Genomic DNA, 23435 nt, shown 5'->3' with positions numbered 1-23435 from the left:
CATTCCTATAAATTTTATCGGAAATGATAGTTGGAGGTCCTACCTGATGAAACAAAACAAACGCAACTTCACCGTTGCCCTCACGGCAACTTTTTTAGCAAGCACCGCTCTGGTCGGTTGCAGCAGTGATTCCAAGACCGATGCTTCCCAAGCAACGTCTGCGGCTCTCGATGCGACGCAAGAGATTTCTCTGCCGTTGAACGACGAGATCCCGACGTTGGACATCTCGAAAGCGATTGACAGCATTGCATTCACCGTCCTGTCGAACGTCAACGAAGGTCTGACCCGTCTCGATGCGAACAACAAAGCCCAAGGGGCGATTGCCGAGAAATGGGACGTCTCCCAAGACGGCAAGACCTACACGTTCCATCTGCGCGACACGAAGTGGTCGAACGGCGACCCGGTGACGGCGAAAGACTTCGAGTATTCCTGGAAGCGCACGCTGAACCCGGAGACCAAGAGCGAGTACGCGTTCCTGATGAACAACTGGATCAAAGGCGCGGAGGAATACAACCAAAGCAAGGGCGGCAAGGGCGAGGAAGTCGGAGTCAAAGCGCTGGATGACAAAACCCTGCAAGTCACCCTCAACCAGCCGGTTCCGTTCTTTGCCGAGCTGATGGCGTTCCCGCTGTTCTTCCCGCAAGAGCAGAAGTTCGTCGAGGCACAAGGCGACAAGTACGCAGGCGATGCGGACAAATTGCTGTTCAACGGGCCGTTCAAGATGACGGCGTGGAACCATGAGCAATCGGTGGAGTTGGAGAAAAACGACTCCTACTGGGACAAAGGCAAAGTCAAGCTGAACAAAGTCCACTTCCAAGTCGTGAAGGACACGGGCACCGCTTCCAACCTCTACGAATCCGGCCAACTCGACCGCACGCCGGCGCTGTCGGGATCGTTTGTCGATACGTACAAAAACAACCCGGACTTCTCCACGGTGCCGCAGTTGACGTCGGGGTACTTGAGCTTCAACTATGACCGCAAATTCCTGCAAAGCGCGAAAGTTCGCCAAGCGCTGACGTTCGCAGTCGATGGCGAGATGTACGCCAACCTCGTGTACAACGACGGCTCCAAGGGCGCAACGGGACTCGTTCCGTCCGGCATCCAGAACGCCGACGGCGGGGACTACCGCCAAACGGCGGGCGACCTGATCAAGCGCAAAGACAACCTCGCCAAAGCGAAGCAACTCTTGGCGGACGGCATGAAGGAGGAAGGCATCACTTCAATGCCGACGATCAAAATTCTCGTCGACGCAGGCGATGTCGGGCAAAAGGGAGCAGAGTTCCTCCAAGCGCAATGGAAGCAAAACCTCGGCCTCAACGCGGAGATCGACCCGGTTCCGTTCAAACTGCGTCTGCAACGCATGGGGCAGCACGATTATGACGTCGCGATCTCCCGCTTCGGGGCGGACTACAACGACCCGGCGACGTTCCTCGACAACTACTGGTCGGGCAGCAGCTTCAAGTCGTCGGAGTGGAAGAGCACCGACTTCGACAACCTGATGAGCCAAGCCCACACCGAATCCGACTCGCACAAACGCATGGACCTCCTCGCCAAAGCCGAGACCGTCCTCATGCAAGAAATGCCCGTCGGCCCGCTGTTCTTCCGAGGGCAAGCCGTACTCACCAAACCCTACGTGAAAAACTTCCAAACCCGCACCTACGGCGGGGAGTATGACTTGAAAGAGACGTTTATTCAAGGGAAGAAGTAAGGCAGATTGGAAAAAACCCGTGCCATCTCTACACGGGTTTTTTCATCTGCTTTTTTGATAGCAAAAAAAGAGACCCCTTCGCGAGGAAGGAGTCTCTTTTTCTCAAACTCATTTGGCGTGCCCAACAGGAGTCGAACCTGTCTCTGCAGCTTCGGAGGCCACCGTGATATCCGATACACTATGGGCACATGCGTGGGTTCCACTTGTGTTTCCCGTCTGAGGAACACTTGATATATTACACGATCATCAGACGTTTTGCAACTCCCCACATTCTGATACAATAACCATAGCATTTCCACCAGAGGGGGAACCAGAGATGTCAGACGTACAACAGGCGCGATCTCGCGTTGCGCGCGCGTTAACCATAGCAGGCAGCGACTCCGGCGGGGGAGCGGGGATTCAGGCAGACCTCAAGACGTTCACCGTCCTCAACGTCTACGGTATGAGCGCTCTCACGGCGATTACCGCGCAGAATACGTTGGGCGTTCACGGCATTTTCAACTTGCCGCTCGAAGCCATCGAACTGCAAATCGACGCCGTCGCCACCGACCTCGGGGTAGACGCTGTGAAAACAGGCATGCTTTCTCAAGTGCCGATCATCGAAACCGTCGCTCGCAAGATCAAGCAACACAACATCCCGAACCTCGTCGTCGACCCGGTCATGGTCGCCAAGGGCGGGGCGAAACTCCTCGAAGACAGCTCGCAACAAGCGCTGATCGACCACCTGATTCCGCTCGCGACCGTCATCACGCCGAACCTTCCGGAGGCCGAAGTTCTCATCAATCGTGAAATCAAAACGGTGGAAGACATGAAGGAAGCCGCCCGCCGCATCCACGACTTCGGCGCGAAGTACGTCGTCGTCAAAGGCGGACATCTCGAAGGCGATGCTCTCGACATCCTGTTCGATGGTCAGACCTTTGAGCAATACGTCTCGCCAAGACATGAAACGAAACACACGCACGGCACGGGCTGTACGTTCTCTGCTGCGATCACCGCCGAACTGGCCAAGGGCACGCCGATCCGAGAAGCGGTCGCCACCGCCAAGGAATTCATCACCTGCGCCATTCGGGACACCCTCGGCCTCGGCGCCGGCCACGGCCCCACAAATCACTGGGCCTACAACAACCGCCACAAAAACTAACCCCGATTACAAAAAATAGAGCTGGCCCACTCAGGGCACAGCTCTTTTTTCATCTAAGTATTAGTCCTCATACTCCGTCAACTCTACCTTGCACGGCGCGGCCTTATGCCCGTGCGCTTTCGATCTCGTGGTCACCAGCAATTGATCAAAAATTCCCGACATCGACGGCTGCAGAACTTTGATCCCCTCCGCCGTAATCCCGCCCGGCACCGAAACCCGCCGAATGACGTCGCTAAACTCAAACCCTTCCTCCGTCAGCAACTTGCCAAGGCCCAGCGTCATATCCTTCACCAACGCATCTGCCAAATCGCGCGGAATCCCGCCCTGACGCACCGCCGCCATCGCAAACTCCTGCAAAAGCACCGCCAAAAACGCCGGCCCGCAAGAACTCAGGTCGGAACAAACACGCAGGTCCGCTTCCTCCACGACGATGGGTTTGGAAATCGCCTCAAGCAACGACTCCACCTCATGCCGATCTTCAATCGTCGTCCGATTCCCGTGCATCACCAGCGTCACGCCCGCCAGCGCCACTTGCGTAATCGAGGGTATGACCTTCGCGACACGACAGGGGAGGAGCGCCTCCATCTCCTCCAACAAAACATGCGAGTTGATCGAAACGAAATAGTGGTCCTCGCGAATAAATGGCGAAACTTGGTTTATGACACCGGGTGCATCGCCCGGTTTTACACAGAGAAACACGACATCCGACGCCGACACGGTCTCTTCAGCAGTTTCGCAGACTTGCACCTGCGGATACCGCGTCTGGAGTTGCTCCAGTTTTTCCGGGCTGCGATTGCAGGCGACCACCTGGATCTCAGAGGAAAGCGTGGATTGGACAAACGCGCGGATCAACATGCTTCCCATACTCCCGGTCCCAATGAATCCTATCCGCAAGGCAGTCTCCTCCTCAACAAAAATTCACTTGCTACACAAACACTATGCCGACAGAGCCCGATCTTATTCCCCTGAATGTTTACTTCTCTCCAAGTGCATGCTAACAACATAAGGAGGTTTTTGCCCTATGGAAGCTCCCTCGAACAGGCACATCCCACTGATTCAAGCGGGCAAGATGTGCTACGACAATCTCATGAAAGCCGGTCTCAACGAGCCGTGGCTGCGCGAGACCTTGTCCCAATTGCAAATCTACGACCTGCGCGACGTGCGATTCGCCCTGCTCGATCCAAGCGGCAGCGTACACGTTCTCTACGCTTGAAAAGCGTCTCTGCGCGCGTCGCCAAAAAAGCGTCGTTCTGCTACACTAGTCAGTGACGACGCTTTTTTTCATGACAAAAGGGGGGACACGCGAGATGCAGATGGGGTACGGCTTGTGGCAGGAACAATCACAGCGTTTGGTCATGACGCCGGAGTTGCGCCAAGCGATCACCGTTTTACAATTTTCGTCGCTGGAGCTGCTGGAATACCTCGAAGGCGAACTCGCCGTCAACCCGGTGATCGAGTCTGACCAGCGCATCGACTGGTCGGAACTTGCACGGATGCAACGCGATTCGTCCCCTGCACGAGAGAGAGCGACGATGTCCGAATCCCGCGACGAATGGGACGTGACGGCGGGCATTCGCCAGAGCAAGTCGCTGCAGGAACACTTGCACGACCAACTTCGTCTGCACAAGCTCTCCCCGGATGAGCTGCGCATCGGGCGATGGTTGATCGGCAATCTCGATGACAACGGCTATCTGACGCTCTCCTTGCCGGAGTGTGCCACTTCGCTGAAAGCCAAGTTGGAGCACGTCGAAGCCGTTCTGAAAACCATCCAAACCTTAGAACCCACCGGCGTCGGTGCGCGAGACCTCAGCGAATGCCTGCGTCTCCAACTCGCCGAACTGGAAACCAAAGTGCCTCTCGCCATCTATCCGCTGATCGACCATTATTTGGAGGATGTCGCGAACGGCCGCATCACCCGCGTGGCCTCGGCCCTGAGCGTGACGCCGGCGGACGTCCAACGCATGGTCGACCTCTTGAAAACTCTCGACCCCAAACCGGGCCGCATGTACTCCACCGAGACCCCGCACTACATCGTGCCGGACGTCTATGTGGAAAAAGTCGGCCACGACTACGTGGTCGTCGTCAATGAAAAAGCCCTGCCCAAACTCCACATCAACGATTTCTACCGCAATATGCTGAACACCCAAGACCCCTCGCACAAAGAAACCCGCGAGTACATCAACGGCAAACTGAGCGGGGCGCTCTGGCTGATGAAATCGCTCGAACAGCGCAGGCAGACGATTTACAATGTCACGCGTGCTGTCGTAGACATGCAGCGCGGCTTTTTCGATCACGGGATTTCTTCGATGAAACCGCTTACCCTTCGGCAGGTGGCGGAGGTGGTCGGGCTTCACGAATCGACCGTTTCGCGGGCGACGACCGGCAAGTACGTGCAGACGCCGCGCGGTGTTTTTGAATTGAAGTATTTCTTCAACTCCGGCGTCCAGACCTCATCGGGAGACGGGGCCGCCGCCGAAAGCATCAAAGCGGAAATTCGCAGACTCATCACGAGCGAGAACCCCAAGAAACCGCTCTCCGATCAGAAACTGACCGACCTCTTGCAGGCGCAAGGCATCGAAATCGCCCGCCGCACGGTCGCCAAATATCGCGAAGAGGAAGGGCTCCCGTCCTCCTCGCAACGCAAGCGCTACGAAGACTAGAATCCCTCCAATTCATCTCGTGAGGGTTGCACATTTCTTGGGAGTTGGATATAGTAAAAATGAGCAGACGAAGTGTCTGCACTTTTTTCGAAGCAAGTGGGACATAATATGTAGGTGCGGGACACAATCTGCCCCACAGAAGGAGGAACTTCCAAGTTGCCAAATGAACTGCTGACTTTGCAACAACAACTGGTCCCCGATCTCTTGATCACCATGAAGAAGCGGTACCGCATCCTGCACCATCTGTTTCTGACCCAGCCGATCGGACGCCGCGCTCTCGCTCAGCAGCTTCAGACAACGGAACGAATCCTGCGCGCCGAAGTGGACTTTCTCAAGGAACAGGGCTTGTTGATCATCGAAACGGTCGGCATGCGCCTGACAGACGCGGGCACGACTCTGCTGGATGAACTCGCCGACGTCATTCGCGAAATTGAAGGACTTGGCAAGAAAGAACGCCGCCTCGCCGAAAAACTCGGCCTTCAGCACGTTCTGATCGTCCCCGGAGACGCCGACCTCGACCCCTTGGTGAAAAAGGCGCTCGGCCACGCCGCCGCCGATTACATCCGAGGCATTTTGAAAAGCGGCGACATTCTCGCCGTCACCGGCGGCACCACCGCCGCCACGCTCGCCGACCAGATGCAACGCACGCAGTTGGGCGTAGAAGTCGTCCCTGCACGCGGCGGCATCGGCGAGAACATGGAATTTCAAGCGAATACCATCGCCTCGCGTCTGGCCAGTCAATTGGGAGGCACGTACCGTCTGTTGCACGCACCGGACCTGATGAGCGATGAAGCTTTGCAGTCGTTCATCTCGGAGCCGCATGTGCAGGAAACTCTGCAACGCATCCGACGCGCTCGGATGGTCGTTCACGGCATCGGGCAAGCTATTCCTATGGCTAGACGACGCAAGCTCCCTGACGCCAAGATCGAACAACTGGCGGGCCAAGGAGCCATCGCGGAGGCGTTCGGATATTATTTTGACCGCAGCGGCAATATCGTGCACGCGATGAACACGGTGGGGTTGAGGTTGTCCGACCTCAAGCACATCGAACGCATCGTAGCCGTCGCGGGAGGCAAGTCCAAGGCAGAAGCAATCTCTGCCGTTGCGCACGGATGTCCCTTGCATGTCTTGGTGACAGACGAAGCGGTGGCAGATGCAATTTTAACTCATAGACAAGAGCAGAATTGATAGGAGAACCCAAGGAGGAGATTCTACATGTCCATCAAAGTAGGTATCAACGGTTTTGGCCGCATCGGCCGTAACGTATTTCGCGCAGCTTTCGGTCGCACCGATGTTGAGATCGTCGCAGTCAACGACTTGACCGACGCAGCGACCCTCGCACATATGCTTCAATACGACTCCGTACACGGCGAATTCGAAGGCGAAGTCGTAGCAGAAGGCAACACCCTGCTCGTCAACGGCAAAGCGATTCAAGTTCTCGCAGAGCGTGACCCGGCGCAACTTCCGTGGGCACAACTCGGCGTCGACATCGTCATCGAGTCCACCGGCCGCTTCACCGACGCCGGCAAAGCCAAAGCTCACATCGAAGGCGGCGGCGCGAAAAAAGTCATCATCTCTGCACCGGCTTCGAACGAGGACGTCACCATCGTCATGGGCGTTAACGAAGACAAGTACGACCCGGCGAACCACCACATCATCTCGAACGCTTCTTGCACCACGAACTGCCTCGCGCCGTTCGCAAAAGTTCTGAACGAGAAGCTCGGCATCAAACACGGCCTCATGACCACCGTTCACTCCTACACCAACGACCAGATGATACTCGACCTGCCGCACAAAGACCTGCGTCGTTCCCGTGCAGCGGCTCTCTCGATCATCCCGACCTCGACCGGTGCTGCGAAAGCAGTTGCACTCGTTCTGCCGGAACTCAAAGGCAAGCTGAACGGCTTCGCAATGCGCGTCCCGACCCCGAACGTGTCTGTCGTTGACTTGAACGTTGAAGTCGAAAAAGCAACCACGGTCGAAGAAGTCAACGCGTTCCTCAAGGAAGCGGCGGAAGGCCCGCTCAAAGGCATCCTCGGTTTCTCCGACAAGCCGCTGGTCTCCATCGACTACAACGGCAACCCGGCTTCTTCCACCATCGACGGCCTGTCCACGATGGTGCTCGAAGGCACGATGATCAAGATCGTTTCTTGGTACGACAACGAGTGGGGCTACTCCAACCGCGTCGTCGACCTCTGCGCCTACATGGACTCGAAAGGTCTGTAAGTATAACCTATTTACCTCTACAACTGAAAAGAGTATGACAGATTGACCGAATTCTGTTTCCATCAGGAGCAACATTTGGTAAAATCATATCGAAATGCAAATGAGGAGGATGGATTCTACGGTTCATTCTCCTCATTTGCTATGATCGGAAGTCATCCTCATACATATCGGAGGTCCCCATGAACAAAAAAACGGTCAAAGACATTGACGTTCGAGGCAAAAAAGTCTTCGTGCGTTGCGATTTCAACGTGCCGCTTGACGGCGACAAGATCACCGACGACACCCGCATCGTCGCAGCACTCCCGACGATTCGCTACCTGATCGACAACGGCGCCCGCGTCATCCTCGCGTCGCATCTCGGTCGTCCCAAGGGCGAAGTCAACGCGAAGTACAGCCTCGACCCCGTCGCAGTCCGCCTCTCCGAACTGCTCGGCAAAAACGTGGAAAAAGCGGCCGATTCCATCGGTCCGGCCGTTCAAGAACGCGTTTCGCTGCTCTCAGACGGCGACGTGCTCCTGCTGGAAAACGTCCGCTTCCACAAAGGCGAAGAGAAAAACGACGCCGAGCTTGCCAAAGCGTTCGCTTCGCTCGCCGACATTTTCGTCAACGATGCATTCGGCACCGCTCACCGTGCACATGCATCCACCGCAGGCATTGCCGATTACATTCCGGGAGTTGCAGGCTTCTTGATGGAGAAGGAAATCGACATCATGGGACGTGCGCTGGACGACCCGAACCGCCCGTTCACAGCGATCATCGGCGGCGCGAAAGTGTCGGACAAGATCACCGTTTTGGAAAATCTGCTGAGCAAAGTCGACCAATTGATCATCGGCGGCGGCATGGCGAACACCTTCCTCAAAGCGATGGACTACAACTTGGGCAACTCGCTCGTCGAGGAGGACAAACTCCCGCTGGCGAAGGAACTTTTGGATCGCGCGGAGAAGGAAGGCGTTATGATCTTCCTCCCGGAGGACCTCGTCGTCGCGTCCGAGTTCAAAGCAGACGCAGAGAACAAAGTCGTCGACGCTGAAACCGAAGGCGTGCCGGAGGGCTGGATGGCGCTCGACATCGGGCCGAAATCCATGAAAACCTTCGGACTGGTCATCGCTCGCTCCAACACCGTGATCTGGAACGGCCCGATGGGCGTGTTCGAGATGGAAGCGTTCGCCCAAGGCACCAACTCTGTGGCGCAGTCGGTGGCCAAGAACACCGGTACCACGATCGTCGGCGGCGGCGACTCGGTCGCAGCGGTTGAAAAGTCCGGACTTGCAGACAAAATGATTCATATCTCCACAGGCGGCGGTGCCTCCCTCGAATTCCTCGAAGGCAAAGCACTGCCGGGCGTTGTCGCACTGAACGACAAATAAGAGGAGGGACTCCCCCTTATGCGTAAACCGATTCTCGCAGGCAACTGGAAGATGTTCAAAACCGTTTCGCAAGCTGTCTCCTACGTCGAGCATCTGGAAAACCTGCTCGCAGAAGTTCCGAACGTTGAAAAAGCGGACGTCGTCATCTGCGCGCCCGCCACTGCACTTTATGCGGTGCACAACCAACTCGAAGGCGCTCGCACGCAACTGGGCGCTCAAAACGTCCACCAAGCGGAGGAGGGTGCTTACACAGGCGAGACCTCGGCGATCATGCTCAAGGACGCAGGGGCGAAGTACGTCATCATCGGCCACTCCGAACGCCGTCAATATTTCGGCGAAACGGACGAATCCGTAAATGCCAAAGTCCAACAGGCGCTCAAGCACGGGCTGTTGCCGATCGTCTGTGTCGGCGAAGACCTCGACCAACGCAACCAAGGCGTGACGAACACGCTCGTTGAATCGCAAGTACGCGCTGCATTCAACGGCGTCTCTGTTGATGACTTCACCCGTTGCGTCGTCGCGTACGAACCGATCTGGGCGATTGGCACAGGGATGACCGCAACTTCCCAAGATGCGAACACGGTCTGTGCGCACATCCGTACGGTCCTCGCCGACATGTACGGCCAAGAAAAAGCCAACCTCATCCGCATCCAATACGGCGGCTCCGTCAAACCGGACAACATCGCCGAACTCATGGCCCAATCCGACATCGACGGCGCTCTCGTCGGCGGTGCATCTCTCGACCCAGGCTCCTTCGCGAATCTCGTTCGCAACGCTCTGTAAAAAGGGGCTTTGGAAAAAGTGAGATTACTCTTTATTACTTGGTTTGAAAGCGAACGCAGTTCGTGTATCTGCAACTTTTAAGGAGGTACCCCAATGGCACGTCCAAAACCGGTTGCGCTGATCATCCTCGACGGCTTCGGCTGCCGTCAGGAGACCACGGGCAACGCCGTGTATCTGGCGAAGAAACCGAACTTTGACTCCTACTGGAACACCTACCCGCACACCCACCTCGAAGCATCGGGCGAAGCGGTCGGTCTTCCGCAAGGGCAGATGGGCAACTCCGAAGTCGGCCACACCAACATCGGCGCCGGCCGCGTCGTCTACCAAGAGTTGACCCGCGTTTCCAAGTCGATCCGCGAAGGCGAGTTTTTCAAAAACGAAACCTTCCTCAACGCGATCAACCACTGCAAACAAAAAGGCACCAACCTGCACCTCTACGGCCTTGTCTCGGACGGCGGCGTTCACAGCCACATCAACCACTTGATTGCGCTCTTGGAACTCTGCCACAGCCAAGACTTCACGAACGTCTTCATCCACGCCTTCCTCGACGGTCGCGACGTCGTCCCGGGAACGGCGACCACCTACATCGAGAACCTTGAGAAAAAAATGAAGGAACTCGGCGTCGGCCAAATCGCCACCGTCCAAGGCCGCTACTACGCCATGGACCGCGACAAACGCTGGGAGCGCACCGAAAAAGCCTACCGCGCGATGGTCTACGGCGACGGCCCGACCTCGACCGACCCGGTTCAAGCGCTCAAGGACTCCTACCATGCATCGGTCACCGACGAATTTGTCCTTCCCACTGTCATCACTCATGCGGACGGCACGCCGGTCGGCTTGATTCAGGACAACGACGGGATCATCATGTTCAACTTCCGCCCGGACCGCGCGATTCAAATCTCGCAAGTCTTCACCAACGAAGACTTCCGCGGGTTCGACCGTGGCGAGAAGTTCCCGAAAGACCTCTACTACGTCACGCTCACCCGTTTCTCGGAGTCTGTCGGCGGTTTCGTCGCGTACAAACCGACCAACCTCGACAACACCTTGGGCGAAGTGTTGACCCAAAACAACATGAAGCAACTGCGCATCGCCGAAACCGAAAAATTCCCGCACGTCACCTATTTCTTCTCCGGCGGCCGTGAAGCGGAATTCGAAGGCGAAGAACGCGTGCTGATTCCGTCCCCGAAAGTCGCAACCTACGACTTGCAACCGGAGATGAGCGCGCAGGGCATCGCAGACGCGTGTGTGGCGAAGCTCGAAGAAGGCCACTTGGACTTCATCGTCCTGAACTTCGCCAACCCGGACATGGTCGGTCACACCGGCGATCTCCAAGCGACGATCAAAGCGGTTGAGACGGTCGATGCATGTCTTGCACAAGTCGTGGAGAAAATCCACTCTGTCGGCGGCGTTGCGCTGATTACGGCAGACCACGGCAACGCGGACATGATGATTATGCCAAGCGGCGAGCCTTGCACCACGCACACGACCAATCCGGTGCCGCTGATCATCACCCAAGCAGACGCTACTCTGCGAGACGGAGGCGTTCTCGCCGATCTCGCGCCGACGATCTTGCACCTGCTGCAAGTTCAGCAGCCCAAGGAAATGACCGGCAAGACCCTGATTCAGTAACCACAAATTCATTACATAGACGAGGAGCTGTTTTCTGTGTCCATCATTTATGACATCCGTGCTCGTGAAGTACTCGATTCCCGCGGCAACCCGACCGTTGAAGTTGAAGTTGAACTCGAAGACGGCACCATGGGCCGTTCGATCGTACCGTCCGGCGCTTCCACCGGCGCGTACGAAGCAGTCGAACTCCGCGACGGCGACAAGTCCCGCTACCTCGGCAAAGGCGTGCTCAAAGCGATTGAAAACGTCAACGAGCACATCGCGCCGGAAATCATCGGCATGGACGCACTCGATCAAGTCGGCATCGACAAATTCATGATCGAACTCGACGGCACCGACAACAAAGGCAAATTCGGCGCCAACGCGATCCTCGGCATCTCCATGGCCGTTGCGCACGCTGCAGCCAACCACCTCGGCCTGCCGCTCTACACCTACCTCGGCGGCTTCAACGCGAAGACCCTGCCGGTCCCGATGATGAACATCCTCAACGGCGGTCAACATGCGGACAACACCGTTGACTTCCAAGAGTTCATGGTCATGCCGGTGGGCGCTGAGTCCTTCCGTGAAGCACTTCGCATGGGTGCGGAAATTTTCCACTCCCTGAAGTCCGTTCTCAAGGAACAAGGCCTGAACACCGCAGTCGGCGACGAAGGCGGCTTCGCACCGAACCTCGCATCCAACGAAGAGGCGCTCAAACTGATCGTCTCCGCGATTGAAAAAGCGGGCTACAAACCGGGTGAAGACGTGATGTTGGCGCTTGACGTTGCATCCACCGAATTCTACCAAGACGGCAAATACAACCTCGAAGGCGAAGGCGTCATCAAAACCTCCGAGGAAATGATCGCTCTCTACGAAGACCTCGCGTCCAAATACCCGATCATCTCGATCGAAGACGGCCTCGCCGAAGACGACTGGGACGGCTGGAAACTGCTGACCGAACGTCTGGGCGGCAAATTGCAACTCGTCGGCGACGACCTGTTCGTCACCAACACCACCCGCCTCGCAGACGGCATCGAAAAGGGCGTCGGCAACTCGATCCTCGTCAAAGTCAACCAAATCGGCACCCTGACCGAAACGTTTGACGCGATTGAAATGGCGAAGCGTGCCGGCTACACCGCCGTCATCTCGCACCGCTCCGGTGAAACCGAAGACGTCACCATCGCGGACATCGCAGTGGCAACGAACGCCGGCCAGATCAAAACCGGCGCACCGTCGCGCACCGACCGCGTGGCGAAGTACAACCAACTCCTGCGCATCGAAGACCAACTCGACTACACCGCGAAATTCGGCGGCCGCGCGTCCTTCTACAACCTCAAGAAGTAACACCGTTTTGAAAAAGAGGCACGCCCGGTTGCGACCGAGCGGGCCTTTTTTAAATGAAGGTCCATCCTTGTACAGGAGATGGGCATATGTTACAATAGATGGCGTAAATGTGTGGCTCTTCCGCACCTTTGGAGGTGAGTAAGTTAGATGTTGACGTTTGCTAAAGTCTTGTTGATCATCGTTGCAATTGCCCTGATTCTCGTCGTTTTGCTCCAATCGAGCAAGAGCGCAGGTCTGTCCGGTGCAATCTCCGGGGGCGCAGAACAGATGATCGGGCGCAAAGCGCGCGGTTTTGACGCGGTTCTGGCTCGTATTACAGCCGGTCTGGCCGTTTCGTTCATCGGCCTCACCTTGTGGGTCGCTTGGTTGATCTCGCACGCAAGCTAGTTTCCCTTTTTGACAACACCGAGTACCGTTCTCGTTCCTAGTACCTATGGGCAGAGGCGGTACTTTTTTTCATAGTCCGAAACAGGAGTTGAGACTTCGATGGGAGTTTGTCTGCTGATTCATGGATTCACCGGGGCTCCGAGCGACCTCGGGCAATTGGGGGAACACCTGCGCGAAGCAGGACACACGGTCGTCATGCCGACTCTCGCCGGCCACGGCGGTTCGCGTCTCGACCTCGAGCGCGTCTCCTGGCTGGATTGGATTCACAGCGTGGAGAAGGAATTGACTCTTCTCTTGAAAGAGCATGAGCAAGTCCATCTCGTCGGATTCTCCATGGGTGGGCTGATCGCGACGTATCTCGCGAACAAGTACCGCGACCGCATTCGCTCGCTGACCCTGCTGTCCACACCGATTTACACGATCAACCCGAAGCAATTGTTCAAGACGATCGCCGAAGCGATTCAGAAGTCGATGCGCAATCATCCCGGCGGTGCCCGCGACGAAGATGTCCAACGCTACCTCAACAAAGTAAAAAGCACGCCTGTGCGCGCGCTCGTCCATTTCCGCCGCCTCGTGCAGACGGTGAAGCCGTTGGTGGAGGAGATCGAGATGCCGCTGTTGGTCGTGCAGGGCGAGCTCGACGATCTGGTGGAGGCGCGAAGTGCGACCTATATCTATGAAGCTTCCCGCAGCAACGTCAAGGAATTGCGATACTATCCGCAATCTCGGCACATGATATGTGTAGACTGTGAAGCGGAACAGGTGATGGTGGAAGTCGTCTCGTTCATCGGGGCGCAATAGCCCCTTTTTGCATACATAAGTAGTAGGGCATGTTATACTTGGGACAAGGGGCATTTTATGGAAACCTGCCTTCTTTTGTTTAGCATCCGAGTACCTTGAGAATACTAGTCGCAAAACCGCAAAAGGGGGGACCAGCGTGCTGACAGAACAACAGATCCTCGATTTGATGCGCGGTCTTGAATATAAGCCTATGAACGCTGAAGAATTAGAGGCGTACTTCGATTTGCAGTCCGAAGAGGACACCGAAGCGCTGCTTCAACTTCTCAACGTCATGGAGGAAGACGGCAAGGTCGTACAAACCCGTAGCGCCGCCTATGGCGTCCCGGAGAAAATGAACCTCGTCGTCGGCCGCCTGCAGGGCAAGTCGCGCGGCTTTGGCTTCGTGATTCCGGAAGACCCGGTCAAGTGGGACAAAGACGTATTTGTCGCAGCCGGTGACATGAACGGCGCCATGCACGGCGACCGCGTCATCGCCCGCGTGAACCGCAAGGGCAACGGCCCGCGCCAAGAGGGCGAGATCATCCGCATCCTTGAGCGTGCCACCAAGACCGTCGTCGGGACCGTAAGCACGATGACCAAGCGTTATGCGTTCATTTCGCCTGACGACAAGCGTCTGGGCCAAGACATTTTCCTCGCTGAGGAAGACTACGCAGGCGTCAAGGAAGGTCAGAAAGTCGTCGTCGAAATCATCGCGTATCCGGAAGGCTGGCGCAACCCGCAAGGCCGCGTGTTGGAGATCCTCGGCAACCCGGACGATCCGGGCGTCGACATCCTCTCCGTCATTCGCAAATACGGTCTGCCCGAGGCGTTCCCGGAGGAAGTGCTGGAAGCGGCCAACGACATTCCGGACTTGATCACCGAGCGCGACCTCGTCGGACGCCGCGACCTGCGCGATGAAGTGATCGTCACCATCGACGGGGAAGACGCGAAGGACTTGGACGACGCCGTACATGTCAAGAAACTCGACAACGGCAACTGGTTGCTCGGTGTCCACATCGCAGACGTTACCTACTACGTCACCGAAGGGTCGCCTCTTGACCAAGAAGCCTACAAGCGCGGGACCTCGGTCTATCTCGTCGACCGCGTCATCCCGATGCTTCCGCATCGTCTCTCCAACGGCATCTGCTCGCTGAATCCGCACGTAGACCGTCTGACGATGACCTGCGAGATGGAATTCTCGCCGTCTCTGGAACTGGTTCGCCATGATATCTACACCTCGGTGATCAAGACCACCGAGCGCATGACCTACAACAACGTCTACAAACTGGTCACAGGAATTGCAGACGAAGAGCTGGTGAAGCGCTACGAGAACTTGATTCCGATGTTCAAGGATATGGAAGACCTCGCGATGAGACTGCGCCAACGTCGTTTCGACCGTGGGGCGATCGACTTCGACTTCCAAGAAACGAAAGTCATCGTGGACCGCGAAACCGGCAAAGTCGAGGACATCAAGAAACGCGAACACACCGTCGCGGAGAAGATCATCGAAGAGTTCATGCTGGCGGCGAACGAATGCGTCTCCGAACACTTCTTCTGGATGCAAGTGCCGTTCCTGTACCGCATTCACGAAGAGCCGGACGCAGAGCGTCTGCAAGGCTTCAACGAGTTCGTCCACAACTTCGGCTACCACCTCAAAGTCGGCAACGGCAAGAGCGTGCATCCGAAGTCGTTGCAAGAGCTCTTGGAGAAAGTCAAAGGCCAGCCGGAGGAGCGGATTATCAACACCGTTCTGCTGCGTTCGTTGAAGCAAGCGAAGTATTCGTATGATCCGGTCGGCCACTTTGGTCTGGCTGCGACGTACTACTCGCACTTCACCTCGCCGATCCGCCGTTATCCGGACTTGCAGATTCACCGCATCATGCGTGAAGTGATCGACAACAACGGCAAATTGCCGGAGGAGCGTCACGAGCGTTTGACTGCGATCATGCCGGAAGTCGGTCGTCACACCTCCGAACGCGAGCGTGTCGCGGTCGATGCAGAGCGCGAAACGGACGATATCAAAAAAGTCGAGTTCATGCTCGACAAAGTCGGCGAAGTGTTCGACGGCATCGTCAGCGGCGTGACGTCGTTCGGGATGTTCGTCGAGCTCGACAACTCGATTGAGGGCATGATTCACGTGTCCTACATGGACGACGACTACTACAACTTCAACGAGAAGCAATATTGCCTCGTCGGAGAGCGCACGGGTCGCATCTATCGTATCGGGGACCCGGTTCGAGTCAAATGCATGGGCGCAAACAAGTTGGATCGCACGATCGACTTCCAACTCCTGCGCAACACCAAAGACAACGAGCGCCGTCGCACCATGGAGAACGAACAGAAGGTCAAGCAGAAAAAAGAAAAGCGCCAAACCTTTGGCAAAAAACGCAGCGACACGGAAAAGCCGGCTGTTGCGTCGAAAAACCGCAAACCCGGCGGTGGCCAAGGTCAAGGCGGCACCGGTGGAACTGCCGGAGCCAACGGGGGCCGTACACCGAAGGAACTCGGCGAGCTGAAGCAAGTGATTGCGAAAGCGAAGCGCAACAAGAAGAGAAGAAATGCCCGCTAACCAGCGGGCATTTTTTTCCTCCTTCTCTTGACGGAGTGGAAGTTTCTGCTGTACAATGTTTGGAACAAGAGGAGGTGCTGACCCATGGCGACCAAGGCGGAAGATCCGAAAGTTTTGGCACAGAACCGCAAAGCGAATCATGATTATTTCATCGAAGAAACGATCGAGGCGGGGATTGTCCTGACCGGTACGGAGATCAAGTCGGTGCGTCAAGGCAAAGCCAACCTCAAGGACAGCTTCGCCCGGATCAACAGTGGAGAAGCCTGGCTGTTGAACATGCACGTCTCGCCGTTTGAGCAAGGCAACCGCTTCAACGTCGACCCGACGCGCACTCGCAAGCTCTTGTTGCACCGCGGACAGATCGACAAACTGTTCGGTCAGATGAAGGAGAAGGGCTACGCGCTCGTCCCGCTCAAGATCTACATCAAGAACGGCTACGCGAAAGTCCTGCTCGGCTTGGCGAAGGGCAAGAAGAACTACGACAAGCGCCAAGACATCGCGAAAAAAGACGCACAACGAGATATCCAGCGTGCGCTCCGAGACCGGCAGAAGTACTAGGAAGTACCACCGCTTTTCTTGCGGGTGTTATGGTATACTAAGTGTGTACCTCTTCTCACATGGGGGCGTTTTTGGATTCGACGGGGATTGTTCGAGCATGTAGTAGCGAGTCGTGGGGCTGCGAGGCCACGTAAAAAACGCGGACCTAATTTAAACGCTAAAAACAACAGCAACAACTCTTTCGCGTTCGCAGCTTAGTCTGTGAATCCGTTCAGCTCTCTATCTCCCGCGTAGCGGGTTGAACGTCACTTTAGCGGGATCGTCGAAGGGATCGCCCGTGGCCCTCCGACTAAACTAAAACGAGCTGGTTGAAGGGAAGCGTGTCGCTCCGCGTCCCCGATACGACAACCAAACGAGACGACTACACTCGTAGAAGCTCATGTAGCGAGGTCTTCGGACAGGGGTTCGACTCCCCTCGCCTCCACCAAAAATCATTAAAAAACCCTGTTTCTCTGGACTGACCGGAGAAACAGGGTTTTTTATTGTTCTGGCGGGATGTCGGGATGGAACTGATAGATGTCCAAGTCGACGACACTCCCGAGGCTGAATTCCACGCCTTCGAGTTCCAGCAAATGACGCTGTTCTTCACCGTCATCCAACCCGATCTTCGCCTTGGAATTGATGACACGGTGCCAAGGCAATCCATACTTCCGGCTCATCGAATGCAGCACCCGCACCACCTGCCTCGCTGCCCGCGGACTTCCCGCCAGCCGGGCCACCTGCCCATACGTCATCACATTGCCGGGGGGAATGCTTTTTAAAATGTCTACTACGCGTTGTGTGAAGGGAGTCATAGGAGTATTATACCCAACAAAACAATACAAGAGGAATTAAATTACTACTGTAGAAGTACTATTGTAACATAAATGGGGAGGTTCAAGAACGACATGATAAAAATTGTATATCCGGATTTCTTATTAAGTACGGAAAATCTAGTGGCGGGTTGGCCAAGGACTGTAATCGGATTACAATTTGCCAAGAAAGTAAGAGTAGGTCAAGAGTTGGCAATCTATATCACCGATCCCATAAAAAAAGTTGTCGGAATTGTGAAAGTGACAGGCGACTATATTCACCGCCCAGAATCGCAATGGCCCTATCAAACACCTGTTGAGTGGGTTGTAGGGCCGAAAGAGGGTTTGTCGCTTCACAACTTAGGATTTGATATTAGCCCAAATAAGGGAGACACGGGCTACGTTATCGGTGAGGTGAGAGTCCAAAAAATAAAAGATCGGCTAGCCTCTCAGCCTGATATGTTGTTGAAATGAGAGGGGATTTTTCCATGAAATATAGACCCAAAATCATCGCCGTGCTGTTCAGCTCCATCGACGGCCGCATCACCACCGGCCCAGGGCGTAATGTCTACGAATGGACAGCGGAAGGGTTTGACGGCGGGGCGAATGACATCGTGCATCGTTTGATGGACGAGTTGGAATGCGACGGGATAATCTCGGGCAGCGAGGCGTTCTTCGTGTTCGGCAATCACTACATTGAGCCCAAAGAGATGCACTACCAGCCGAAAGCGATGAAAAACTTCATTGCCTTCGACGGGCGTGGGCGTGTTGATTGGGCATTCATCGACGGCCTGACCGTCGTCACGCGTGAAGACGTCGCGCCGGATTTGACGTCGACGGAAGGGCTGACGCGGTTGGAACTGGTCACCTGCAAACCAATCGGGGAGGGGGGCGTTTGGGTGCAATACGAAAACCGCGATGACGCCGCCACGGTCGAAGCATGAGCGAGAACTCAGCAAACTTACGTACGCCGCAGAAGCACTCCGATCAACGCACGAGATGGAGGAAGACGCGCATTTTCCTGCTCTGTGGGATTATGGTTCTTCTTCTCCCAGCCGTGTTCTTTGCAGTCCAAGAATACAAAATCCCTAGTAAAGTCACGATGAACCATCACGAAACAAGGAACGGACTCGACTTTGCAGGGTTTACATTCTCGACACCCACTTCCTCGCCTACACTCACAAACAGGGACATCTACAACCTTGTAAAAAAGCAATACGCCTCAGCCCTTGAATCATGTTCCTCTCTCAACATCGACTATCAACTCGTGACATCCCCGAACCTTGCAAATCGACACTTGCAAGACACCCCGGCCTACATCGTGTCCTTTCATGATTTGATAGGATACAGTTTCGGATCCGACGAAGTCTCGAACCGCACCTTGTATGTCGTCTTCGATGCCAACTCCGGCGAAGAGCTTTATGCCGAAACCTCTCCTTTATAAAACAAGCATCAGCCCGCCCACGCGCGGTCTGATGCTTGTTTCGCTACTTCCGCAGTTTTTTCCACTCTCTGAAAAGCATTCGCGCCGTATCCGGCTCCATCTCTACCGGCAGGCTACACATGATCTCCAAGCTATTCCCGTCTGGGTCATCGATACACACGGAAGCGTTTGCTTGATAAGGCCGTACCGTCGGCTCCGTAGGCATATCCGGTTCAAACCGAGCATCTTTTCTCGGCTGAATCCCACGTTCTTGCAGCCACGCAATCGCGCCCCCGATCGCCTCAAACTCACACTTAAAAGCCAACGCGGCGGTTCCCGTACTAAATGGACGCAGCTGCGACCGACCGGATTTTAAGACTTAATGCTCATGCAGGATAAACGACCAGTAGATATGATCGAATAGAACTCACAAAAGTAAGGAGGTACCACATGGCTCTACTCTTGCCGATTTTGCTTTCTGTTGTGGCAACCATTCTCTACATCGCGCTCCGACCACGGATGGGAGCAATCGGATTAGTACTGTTGAACTTTGTGATCTACGGGATCGCAAGTATCTGGTGGTTCTTCCTTCGAGACACCGACGGTCTTTCTCAAGTTTTGGGCGTTGCCATCTTTGCAGGAGCATTTGTGATTTTGTCCATAATTGGAAGTTTGCTGGTTCGTGAGAAGAACCGTGCCTAACTTCTAACCAAAAAAACCGCTCTTCACCTGAAGCGCGGTTTTTTGTCGGGCGCTACGCTCCAAGCAACTTCTTGGAAATGGAAAGTGTAGCTGGGCGAACGCGTCTATGCCGACTTCGTGGCGTTGAGCAATCCGGTGATGACCAAAGGAATTTCACAGCCCGCAGGGTGCGGCGTTGGCGCTGATTGCGTTTCTGCTGTTGATGATCGAGGTCTGGTGGCTGGAAAATTTACTTATACCCGATACGTTTCAGGAGTTTGATTTTTGTATTTGTGCTTTCTCTAAAGCCGTTTTCCTCAACTTCTTCCACTCACTGAAAAACATCCGTGACGCCTCCGGATCAGGCACCCCCGGCAGCGTACACATGATCTCCAAACTGTTCCCATCCGGATCGTCGAAGTACACCGAAGCATTCCCCTGATGAGGCCGTACCGTCGGCTCCGTGGGCACATCCGGTTCAAACCGAGCATCTCTTCTCGGCTGAATCCCGCGTGCCTGCAACCACGCAATCGCGCCCTCGATCTCCTCAAACTCGCACCCAAACGCAAAATGTCTCAGCGACGGATGATAGGGAGTCTCCACTTTTTCCGTCTCCCACAACCCAATCCAACTCTTCCCTTTTTCTACCCAGAAAAACGCCGTATCCTCATCCCGCCACGCCAATTCCAAATCCAACTTCTGATAAAACACAATAGACCGCTCCAAATCACGCACGGGCAGATGAGCTTCATACAAACCACGAATCATTCGAGTACACCCCCATACTTCTAATATAACAAATAAAGGAAAATAAGGGCACCAACAGAAGAATTGCCTTTTAGACCTAGAGGGAGTAGATGAGGTAGCACTCTGCACCCCGCGCGTAAGGAGTGCTTTTTTTTTCGCCAAAACCTGACACAAAAAATCCCCTAGACAACAGCTGGTGAGAGGCGTTATCATTGAAGCAACGAAACATTGAGAACGATTTTCAACATCAACGGAGGCGAGCGGGATGAGACTGAGCGAATGCAAGGAAGGTTTCAAGGCTGTCGTGAAGGATCTTTTCATGAACGAATCGATCCGCAAGCGGATGATGGACTTGGGCTTACTTCCCGGGACGGAAGTGGCGGTGGTGCGCAAGGCTCCGTTTGGCGGGCCGATGGTCGTGCAATTTCGCGGGTACCAGATCTCTTTCCGTTTGTCCGAAGCGAAACATATCCTAATTGAAGCTGTATAGAAAGAAGTGGGGAGCATGAAGACGATCGCCCTAGCAGGCAATCCGAACGCGGGCAAGACTTCGTTGTTTAATGTCTTGACCGGCACGCGCCAGTACGTGGGGAACTGGGCGGGCGTCACGGTTGAGAAAAAGGAAGGCTGGATCAAGGAACTGCCGGGCCATGTCATCGTCGACCTGCCCGGCATTTATAGTCTGTCTGCACAGTCCCTTGAGGAAAAACTGGCAACGGCCTACTTGCTCGAAGAATCACCGGGCGCACTCGTCAACATCGTGGACGCCTCGAACTTAGAACGCAATTTGTATTTCACCGTCCAACTCCTCGAGATGGGTCTGCCGAGCGTCGTGGCGTTGAACATGATCGACGTCTCCGAGGGTCGTGGCCTTCGCATCGACGGCGACCTGCTGGCGAAACGCCTTGGAGCTCCCGTCGTGCCGATGGTCGCACGCAAAGCCAAAGGCCACGAACCATTGGTCCAACTTTTGAAAAACGGCCTCGACACGTCGGGCGGCCTGGTCATTCCGTATCCGGAAGACATCGAAGCGGCAGTCGGCGAACTCGCGGCGTTGCTCGACTCCGACCTCTCGGCAACTTCCCGCCGTCACTCGTCTCGCTGGATGTCGATTCTCTGGCTGGAAGGCAACGAGACGGTGGAGCAGACCATCCGCGCGCAAATCGCACCGGATCTCGTGAACAAAATGGAGCGCATTCGCCGGAACTTTATCGGCGGGCCAAACGAGCACGAAGCGCAAGCAGGCAAGCAAGATACAAAAAAGGACGCAAGCCGCAACGCCGAGCCTGTCGTTCGCATCAACCACCAACTCGTGGCGGAAGCAGCACCGTCTGTCGAAGCAACTTCGTCCGATCTCGACCAGCGCATTCGCAACGCACGCTACGAATGGATCGGCACACTTCTCACCGAGTGCGTGGAACAAAACAACACCGTCAACCGCTCGTTGTCGGACCGCATCGACAACTTGATTTTGAACAAGTGGCTGGGCATTCCGATTTTTCTCGCCTTCATGTATTTGGTCTTCCAAATTACTTTCTCTTGGATCGGGACGACGCTCTCCGACCAAATCGATACGTTCTTCAGCGGCCCCTTGACCGATTGGCTCCAAAGCGGGCTTACCTATCTAAACTCCCCGGACTGGTTCCGTGCGATGGTCATCGACGGCCTGCTCGCAGGGGTCGGCGGTGTACTCGTATTCGTCCCGCAGATCGGGATCTTGTTCCTCTGCCTCTCCTTCTTGGAGGACTCCGGCTACATGGCACGGGCGGCGGTACTGATGGACCGCTTCATGTCGATGATCGGCTTGAACGGCAAAGCGTTCATCCCGCTGATCCTCGGATTCGGTTGCAACGTTCCGGCGATCATGGCGACTCGAACTCTCGAAGACCAACGCGGACGCATGGTCACAGCGTTTATCTCGCCGTTTATGTCTTGCTCGGCTCGTCTGTCGGTGTACTCGCTGTTCGTCTCGGCGTTTTTTGAAAGAGGGCAAGCGACCATCGTCTTCCTGCTCTATTTGACCGGGATCGTCATGGCCATCGGCACCGCCTATGTGCTCAAGCGCTTTTTGCCGGACGACGAAGGCGTGTTCCTCATGGAATTGCCTCCGTACCGCGCCCCGATGTTCAAAAGCCTCATGTTGAACACGTGGGACAAAGCACGCGGATTCGTGCGCAAGGCGGGGACGATCATTTTCGGCATGTCGGTTCTGCTTTGGTTCCTCGGCAACTTCTCGTTCTCAGGCATGTCGGCGATGGACGACAGCTTCCTCGCGGCCATCGGCGGTTTTATCGCACCGGCATTTGCGCTGATGGGCTTTGCTTCGTGGCAGGCGGGCGTCTCGCTGCTGACCGGCTTCATGGCCAAGGAAGTTGTCGTCTCGACGATGGCGATCGCCTACGCATCGGGGGATACCGGCTCGCTTGGCACCGTGCTCCAAAGCTCCTTCACACCGGCAGCGGCGCTGGCGTTCCTGTTCTTCGTCTTGCTCTACACCCCGTGCGTTTCCACCGTAGCGATGATGAAGCGGGAGACCGGCTCTTGGAAATGGACCCTCGCGTCGATTGCGTACTCCTTCGGCGTGGCTTGGATTGTCGCATACGGTGTCTACCGTCTCGGTCTCGTAATCTGGTAAGATTCGCAAAAACATTTTTGGAAAGCG

Annotated in this window: 22 protein-coding genes, 1 tRNA gene and 1 other RNA gene; 20 read left to right on the top strand and 4 right to left on the bottom strand. The window is 55.6% G+C overall.

Annotated features, from left to right (window positions below):
• Nucleotides 1-46 precede the first annotated feature (46 nt).
• Complete coding sequence (locus JJB07_RS09275) at nucleotides 47-1708, top strand: peptide ABC transporter substrate-binding protein (protein ID WP_201634008.1); 1662 nt, start codon at nucleotides 47-49, stop codon at nucleotides 1706-1708.
• A 113-nt stretch (nucleotides 1709-1821) separates the two neighbouring features.
• Here the strand turns inward: JJB07_RS09275 and JJB07_RS09270 are convergent.
• Nucleotides 1822-1896: transfer RNA gene (locus JJB07_RS09270), tRNA-Arg, on the bottom strand.
• Nucleotides 1897-2024: 128 nt separating this feature from the next.
• Here JJB07_RS09270 and thiD point away from each other — a divergent pair.
• Complete coding sequence (thiD, locus tag JJB07_RS09265) at nucleotides 2025-2849, top strand: bifunctional hydroxymethylpyrimidine kinase/phosphomethylpyrimidine kinase (RefSeq protein WP_201634005.1); 825 nt, start codon at nucleotides 2025-2027, stop codon at nucleotides 2847-2849.
• A gap of 60 nt (nucleotides 2850-2909) precedes the next feature.
• Here the strand turns inward: thiD and comER are convergent, their stop codons facing one another.
• Complete coding sequence (comER, locus tag JJB07_RS09260) at nucleotides 2910-3743, bottom strand: late competence protein ComER (protein ID WP_283809089.1); 834 nt, start codon at nucleotides 3741-3743, stop codon at nucleotides 2910-2912.
• Between the two features lie 127 nt (nucleotides 3744-3870).
• Between comER and JJB07_RS09255 the strand changes: the two genes are divergently transcribed.
• The 13 genes from JJB07_RS09255 to ssrA all read left to right on the top strand — a co-directional run bounded on the left by JJB07_RS09255 (nucleotide 3871) and on the right by ssrA (nucleotide 17558).
• Nucleotides 3871-4062 carry a YetF domain-containing protein gene (locus JJB07_RS09255; RefSeq protein WP_201633998.1) on the top strand — a complete coding sequence of 64 codons (192 nt, stop codon included), beginning with the start codon at nucleotides 3871-3873 and terminating at the stop codon, nucleotides 4060-4062.
• Nucleotides 4063-4156: 94 nt separating this feature from the next.
• Entirely contained in the window at nucleotides 4157-5509 is a 1353-nt protein-coding gene (rpoN, locus tag JJB07_RS09250; protein ID WP_201633995.1) for an RNA polymerase factor sigma-54, read from the top strand.
• A 156-nt stretch (nucleotides 5510-5665) separates the two neighbouring features.
• Entirely contained in the window at nucleotides 5666-6697 is a 1032-nt protein-coding gene (locus JJB07_RS09245) for a sugar-binding transcriptional regulator (protein ID WP_236587909.1), read from the top strand.
• A gap of 27 nt (nucleotides 6698-6724) precedes the next feature.
• Nucleotides 6725-7735 carry a type I glyceraldehyde-3-phosphate dehydrogenase gene (gene gap / locus JJB07_RS09240; protein ID WP_201633992.1) on the top strand — a complete coding sequence of 337 codons (1011 nt, stop codon included), beginning with the start codon at nucleotides 6725-6727 and terminating at the stop codon, nucleotides 7733-7735.
• A gap of 179 nt (nucleotides 7736-7914) precedes the next feature.
• The gene (locus JJB07_RS09235) at nucleotides 7915-9102 is read left to right on the top strand and encodes a phosphoglycerate kinase (protein WP_201633989.1); all 1188 of its coding nucleotides are present in this window, start codon (nucleotides 7915-7917) and stop codon (nucleotides 9100-9102) included.
• Nucleotides 9103-9120: 18 nt separating this feature from the next.
• A complete protein-coding gene (tpiA, locus tag JJB07_RS09230) occupies nucleotides 9121-9885 on the top strand; it encodes a triose-phosphate isomerase (RefSeq protein ID WP_201633986.1) in 765 nt (254 codons plus the stop codon).
• A 93-nt stretch (nucleotides 9886-9978) separates the two neighbouring features.
• Nucleotides 9979-11514, top strand: a complete 1536-nt coding sequence (gene gpmI / locus JJB07_RS09225) for a 2,3-bisphosphoglycerate-independent phosphoglycerate mutase (RefSeq protein WP_201633984.1) — start codon at nucleotides 9979-9981, stop codon at nucleotides 11512-11514.
• Between the two features lie 36 nt (nucleotides 11515-11550).
• Nucleotides 11551-12837 (top strand): phosphopyruvate hydratase, encoded by a 1287-nt coding sequence (gene eno / locus JJB07_RS09220; protein WP_201633982.1) that lies wholly within the window; start codon nucleotides 11551-11553, stop codon nucleotides 12835-12837.
• Between the two features lie 147 nt (nucleotides 12838-12984).
• On the top strand, nucleotides 12985-13224 hold the full coding sequence (gene secG, locus JJB07_RS09215; protein WP_201633980.1) for a preprotein translocase subunit SecG: 240 nt from the start codon (nucleotides 12985-12987) through the stop codon (nucleotides 13222-13224).
• Between the two features lie 99 nt (nucleotides 13225-13323).
• Complete coding sequence (locus tag JJB07_RS09210; protein ID WP_201633978.1) at nucleotides 13324-14025, top strand: alpha/beta hydrolase; 702 nt, start codon at nucleotides 13324-13326, stop codon at nucleotides 14023-14025.
• Nucleotides 14026-14161: 136 nt separating this feature from the next.
• Complete coding sequence (gene rnr / locus JJB07_RS09205; protein ID WP_201633976.1) at nucleotides 14162-16573, top strand: ribonuclease R; 2412 nt, start codon at nucleotides 14162-14164, stop codon at nucleotides 16571-16573.
• Nucleotides 16574-16657: 84 nt separating this feature from the next.
• Nucleotides 16658-17131, top strand: coding sequence for an SsrA-binding protein SmpB (gene smpB, locus JJB07_RS09200; RefSeq protein ID WP_201633974.1), 474 nt, complete (start codon nucleotides 16658-16660; stop codon nucleotides 17129-17131).
• Between the two features lie 61 nt (nucleotides 17132-17192).
• Nucleotides 17193-17558, top strand: a transfer-messenger RNA (tmRNA) gene (gene ssrA / locus JJB07_RS09195).
• A 52-nt stretch (nucleotides 17559-17610) separates the two neighbouring features.
• Here the strand turns inward: ssrA and JJB07_RS09190 are convergent.
• Nucleotides 17611-17925 carry an MGMT family protein gene (locus tag JJB07_RS09190; RefSeq protein WP_201633972.1) on the bottom strand — a complete coding sequence of 105 codons (315 nt, stop codon included), beginning with the start codon at nucleotides 17923-17925 and terminating at the stop codon, nucleotides 17611-17613.
• 93 nt (nucleotides 17926-18018) lie between these two features.
• Between JJB07_RS09190 and JJB07_RS09185 the strand changes: the two genes are divergently transcribed.
• The 3 genes from JJB07_RS09185 (at nucleotide 18019) to JJB07_RS09175 (ending at nucleotide 20047) form a co-directional block, all read left to right on the top strand.
• Nucleotides 18019-18396 carry a hypothetical protein gene (locus JJB07_RS09185; RefSeq protein WP_201633970.1) on the top strand — a complete coding sequence of 126 codons (378 nt, stop codon included), beginning with the start codon at nucleotides 18019-18021 and terminating at the stop codon, nucleotides 18394-18396.
• Between the two features lie 14 nt (nucleotides 18397-18410).
• Complete coding sequence (locus JJB07_RS09180; protein WP_201633967.1) at nucleotides 18411-18866, top strand: dihydrofolate reductase family protein; 456 nt, start codon at nucleotides 18411-18413, stop codon at nucleotides 18864-18866.
• A 929-nt stretch (nucleotides 18867-19795) separates the two neighbouring features.
• On the top strand, nucleotides 19796-20047 hold the full coding sequence (locus tag JJB07_RS09175) for a hypothetical protein (RefSeq protein ID WP_201633964.1): 252 nt from the start codon (nucleotides 19796-19798) through the stop codon (nucleotides 20045-20047).
• Between the two features lie 249 nt (nucleotides 20048-20296).
• On the opposite strand, the gene JJB07_RS09170 is transcribed toward JJB07_RS09175, so the two are convergent.
• Entirely contained in the window at nucleotides 20297-20794 is a 498-nt protein-coding gene (locus tag JJB07_RS09170) for a VOC family protein (protein WP_201633962.1), read from the bottom strand.
• A gap of 244 nt (nucleotides 20795-21038) precedes the next feature.
• Here JJB07_RS09170 and JJB07_RS09165 point away from each other — a divergent pair, with 244 nt between their 5' ends.
• Nucleotides 21039-21263 carry a FeoA family protein gene (locus JJB07_RS09165; RefSeq protein WP_201633960.1) on the top strand — a complete coding sequence of 75 codons (225 nt, stop codon included), beginning with the start codon at nucleotides 21039-21041 and terminating at the stop codon, nucleotides 21261-21263.
• A 15-nt stretch (nucleotides 21264-21278) separates the two neighbouring features.
• Nucleotides 21279-23408 (top strand): ferrous iron transport protein B, encoded by a 2130-nt coding sequence (feoB, locus tag JJB07_RS09160; protein ID WP_201633958.1) that lies wholly within the window; start codon nucleotides 21279-21281, stop codon nucleotides 23406-23408.
• Nucleotides 23409-23435 lie beyond the last annotated feature (27 nt).

The organism is Tumebacillus amylolyticus, assembly GCF_016722965.1.
GTDB lineage: Bacteria > Bacillota > Bacilli > Tumebacillales > Tumebacillaceae > Tumebacillus > Tumebacillus amylolyticus.
Note: the sequence above shows the minus strand (reverse complement) of the source record. Positions and strands in the feature narration are given on the sequence as shown.

What these genes read in the sequence shown, in the direction of transcription:
- JJB07_RS09275 (WP_201634008.1), top strand. Translation starts at nt 47, where the DNA reads ATGAAACAAAACAAACGCAACTTCACCGTTGCCCTCACGGCAACTTTT.
- thiD (WP_201634005.1), top strand. Translation starts at nt 2,025, where the DNA reads ATGTCAGACGTACAACAGGCGCGATCTCGCGTTGCGCGCGCGTTAACC.
- JJB07_RS09255 (WP_201633998.1), top strand. Translation starts at nt 3,871, where the DNA reads ATGGAAGCTCCCTCGAACAGGCACATCCCACTGATTCAAGCGGGCAAG.
- rpoN (WP_201633995.1), top strand. Translation starts at nt 4,157, where the DNA reads ATGCAGATGGGGTACGGCTTGTGGCAGGAACAATCACAGCGTTTGGTC.
- gap (WP_201633992.1), top strand. Translation starts at nt 6,725, where the DNA reads ATGTCCATCAAAGTAGGTATCAACGGTTTTGGCCGCATCGGCCGTAAC.
- JJB07_RS09235 (WP_201633989.1), top strand. Translation starts at nt 7,915, where the DNA reads ATGAACAAAAAAACGGTCAAAGACATTGACGTTCGAGGCAAAAAAGTC.
- tpiA (WP_201633986.1), top strand. Translation starts at nt 9,121, where the DNA reads ATGCGTAAACCGATTCTCGCAGGCAACTGGAAGATGTTCAAAACCGTT.
- gpmI (WP_201633984.1), top strand. Translation starts at nt 9,979, where the DNA reads ATGGCACGTCCAAAACCGGTTGCGCTGATCATCCTCGACGGCTTCGGC.
- secG (WP_201633980.1), top strand. Translation starts at nt 12,985, where the DNA reads ATGTTGACGTTTGCTAAAGTCTTGTTGATCATCGTTGCAATTGCCCTG.
- JJB07_RS09210 (WP_201633978.1), top strand. Translation starts at nt 13,324, where the DNA reads ATGGGAGTTTGTCTGCTGATTCATGGATTCACCGGGGCTCCGAGCGAC.
- smpB (WP_201633974.1), top strand. Translation starts at nt 16,658, where the DNA reads ATGGCGACCAAGGCGGAAGATCCGAAAGTTTTGGCACAGAACCGCAAA.
- JJB07_RS09190 (WP_201633972.1), bottom strand. Translation starts at nt 17,925, where the DNA reads ATGACTCCCTTCACACAACGCGTAGTAGACATTTTAAAAAGCATTCCC.
- JJB07_RS09185 (WP_201633970.1), top strand. Translation starts at nt 18,019, where the DNA reads ATGATAAAAATTGTATATCCGGATTTCTTATTAAGTACGGAAAATCTA.
- JJB07_RS09180 (WP_201633967.1), top strand. Translation starts at nt 18,411, where the DNA reads ATGAAATATAGACCCAAAATCATCGCCGTGCTGTTCAGCTCCATCGAC.
- JJB07_RS09175 (WP_201633964.1), top strand. Translation starts at nt 19,796, where the DNA reads ATGGCTCTACTCTTGCCGATTTTGCTTTCTGTTGTGGCAACCATTCTC.
- JJB07_RS09170 (WP_201633962.1), bottom strand. Translation starts at nt 20,794, where the DNA reads ATGATTCGTGGTTTGTATGAAGCTCATCTGCCCGTGCGTGATTTGGAG.
- JJB07_RS09165 (WP_201633960.1), top strand. Translation starts at nt 21,039, where the DNA reads ATGAGACTGAGCGAATGCAAGGAAGGTTTCAAGGCTGTCGTGAAGGAT.
- feoB (WP_201633958.1), top strand. Translation starts at nt 21,279, where the DNA reads ATGAAGACGATCGCCCTAGCAGGCAATCCGAACGCGGGCAAGACTTCG.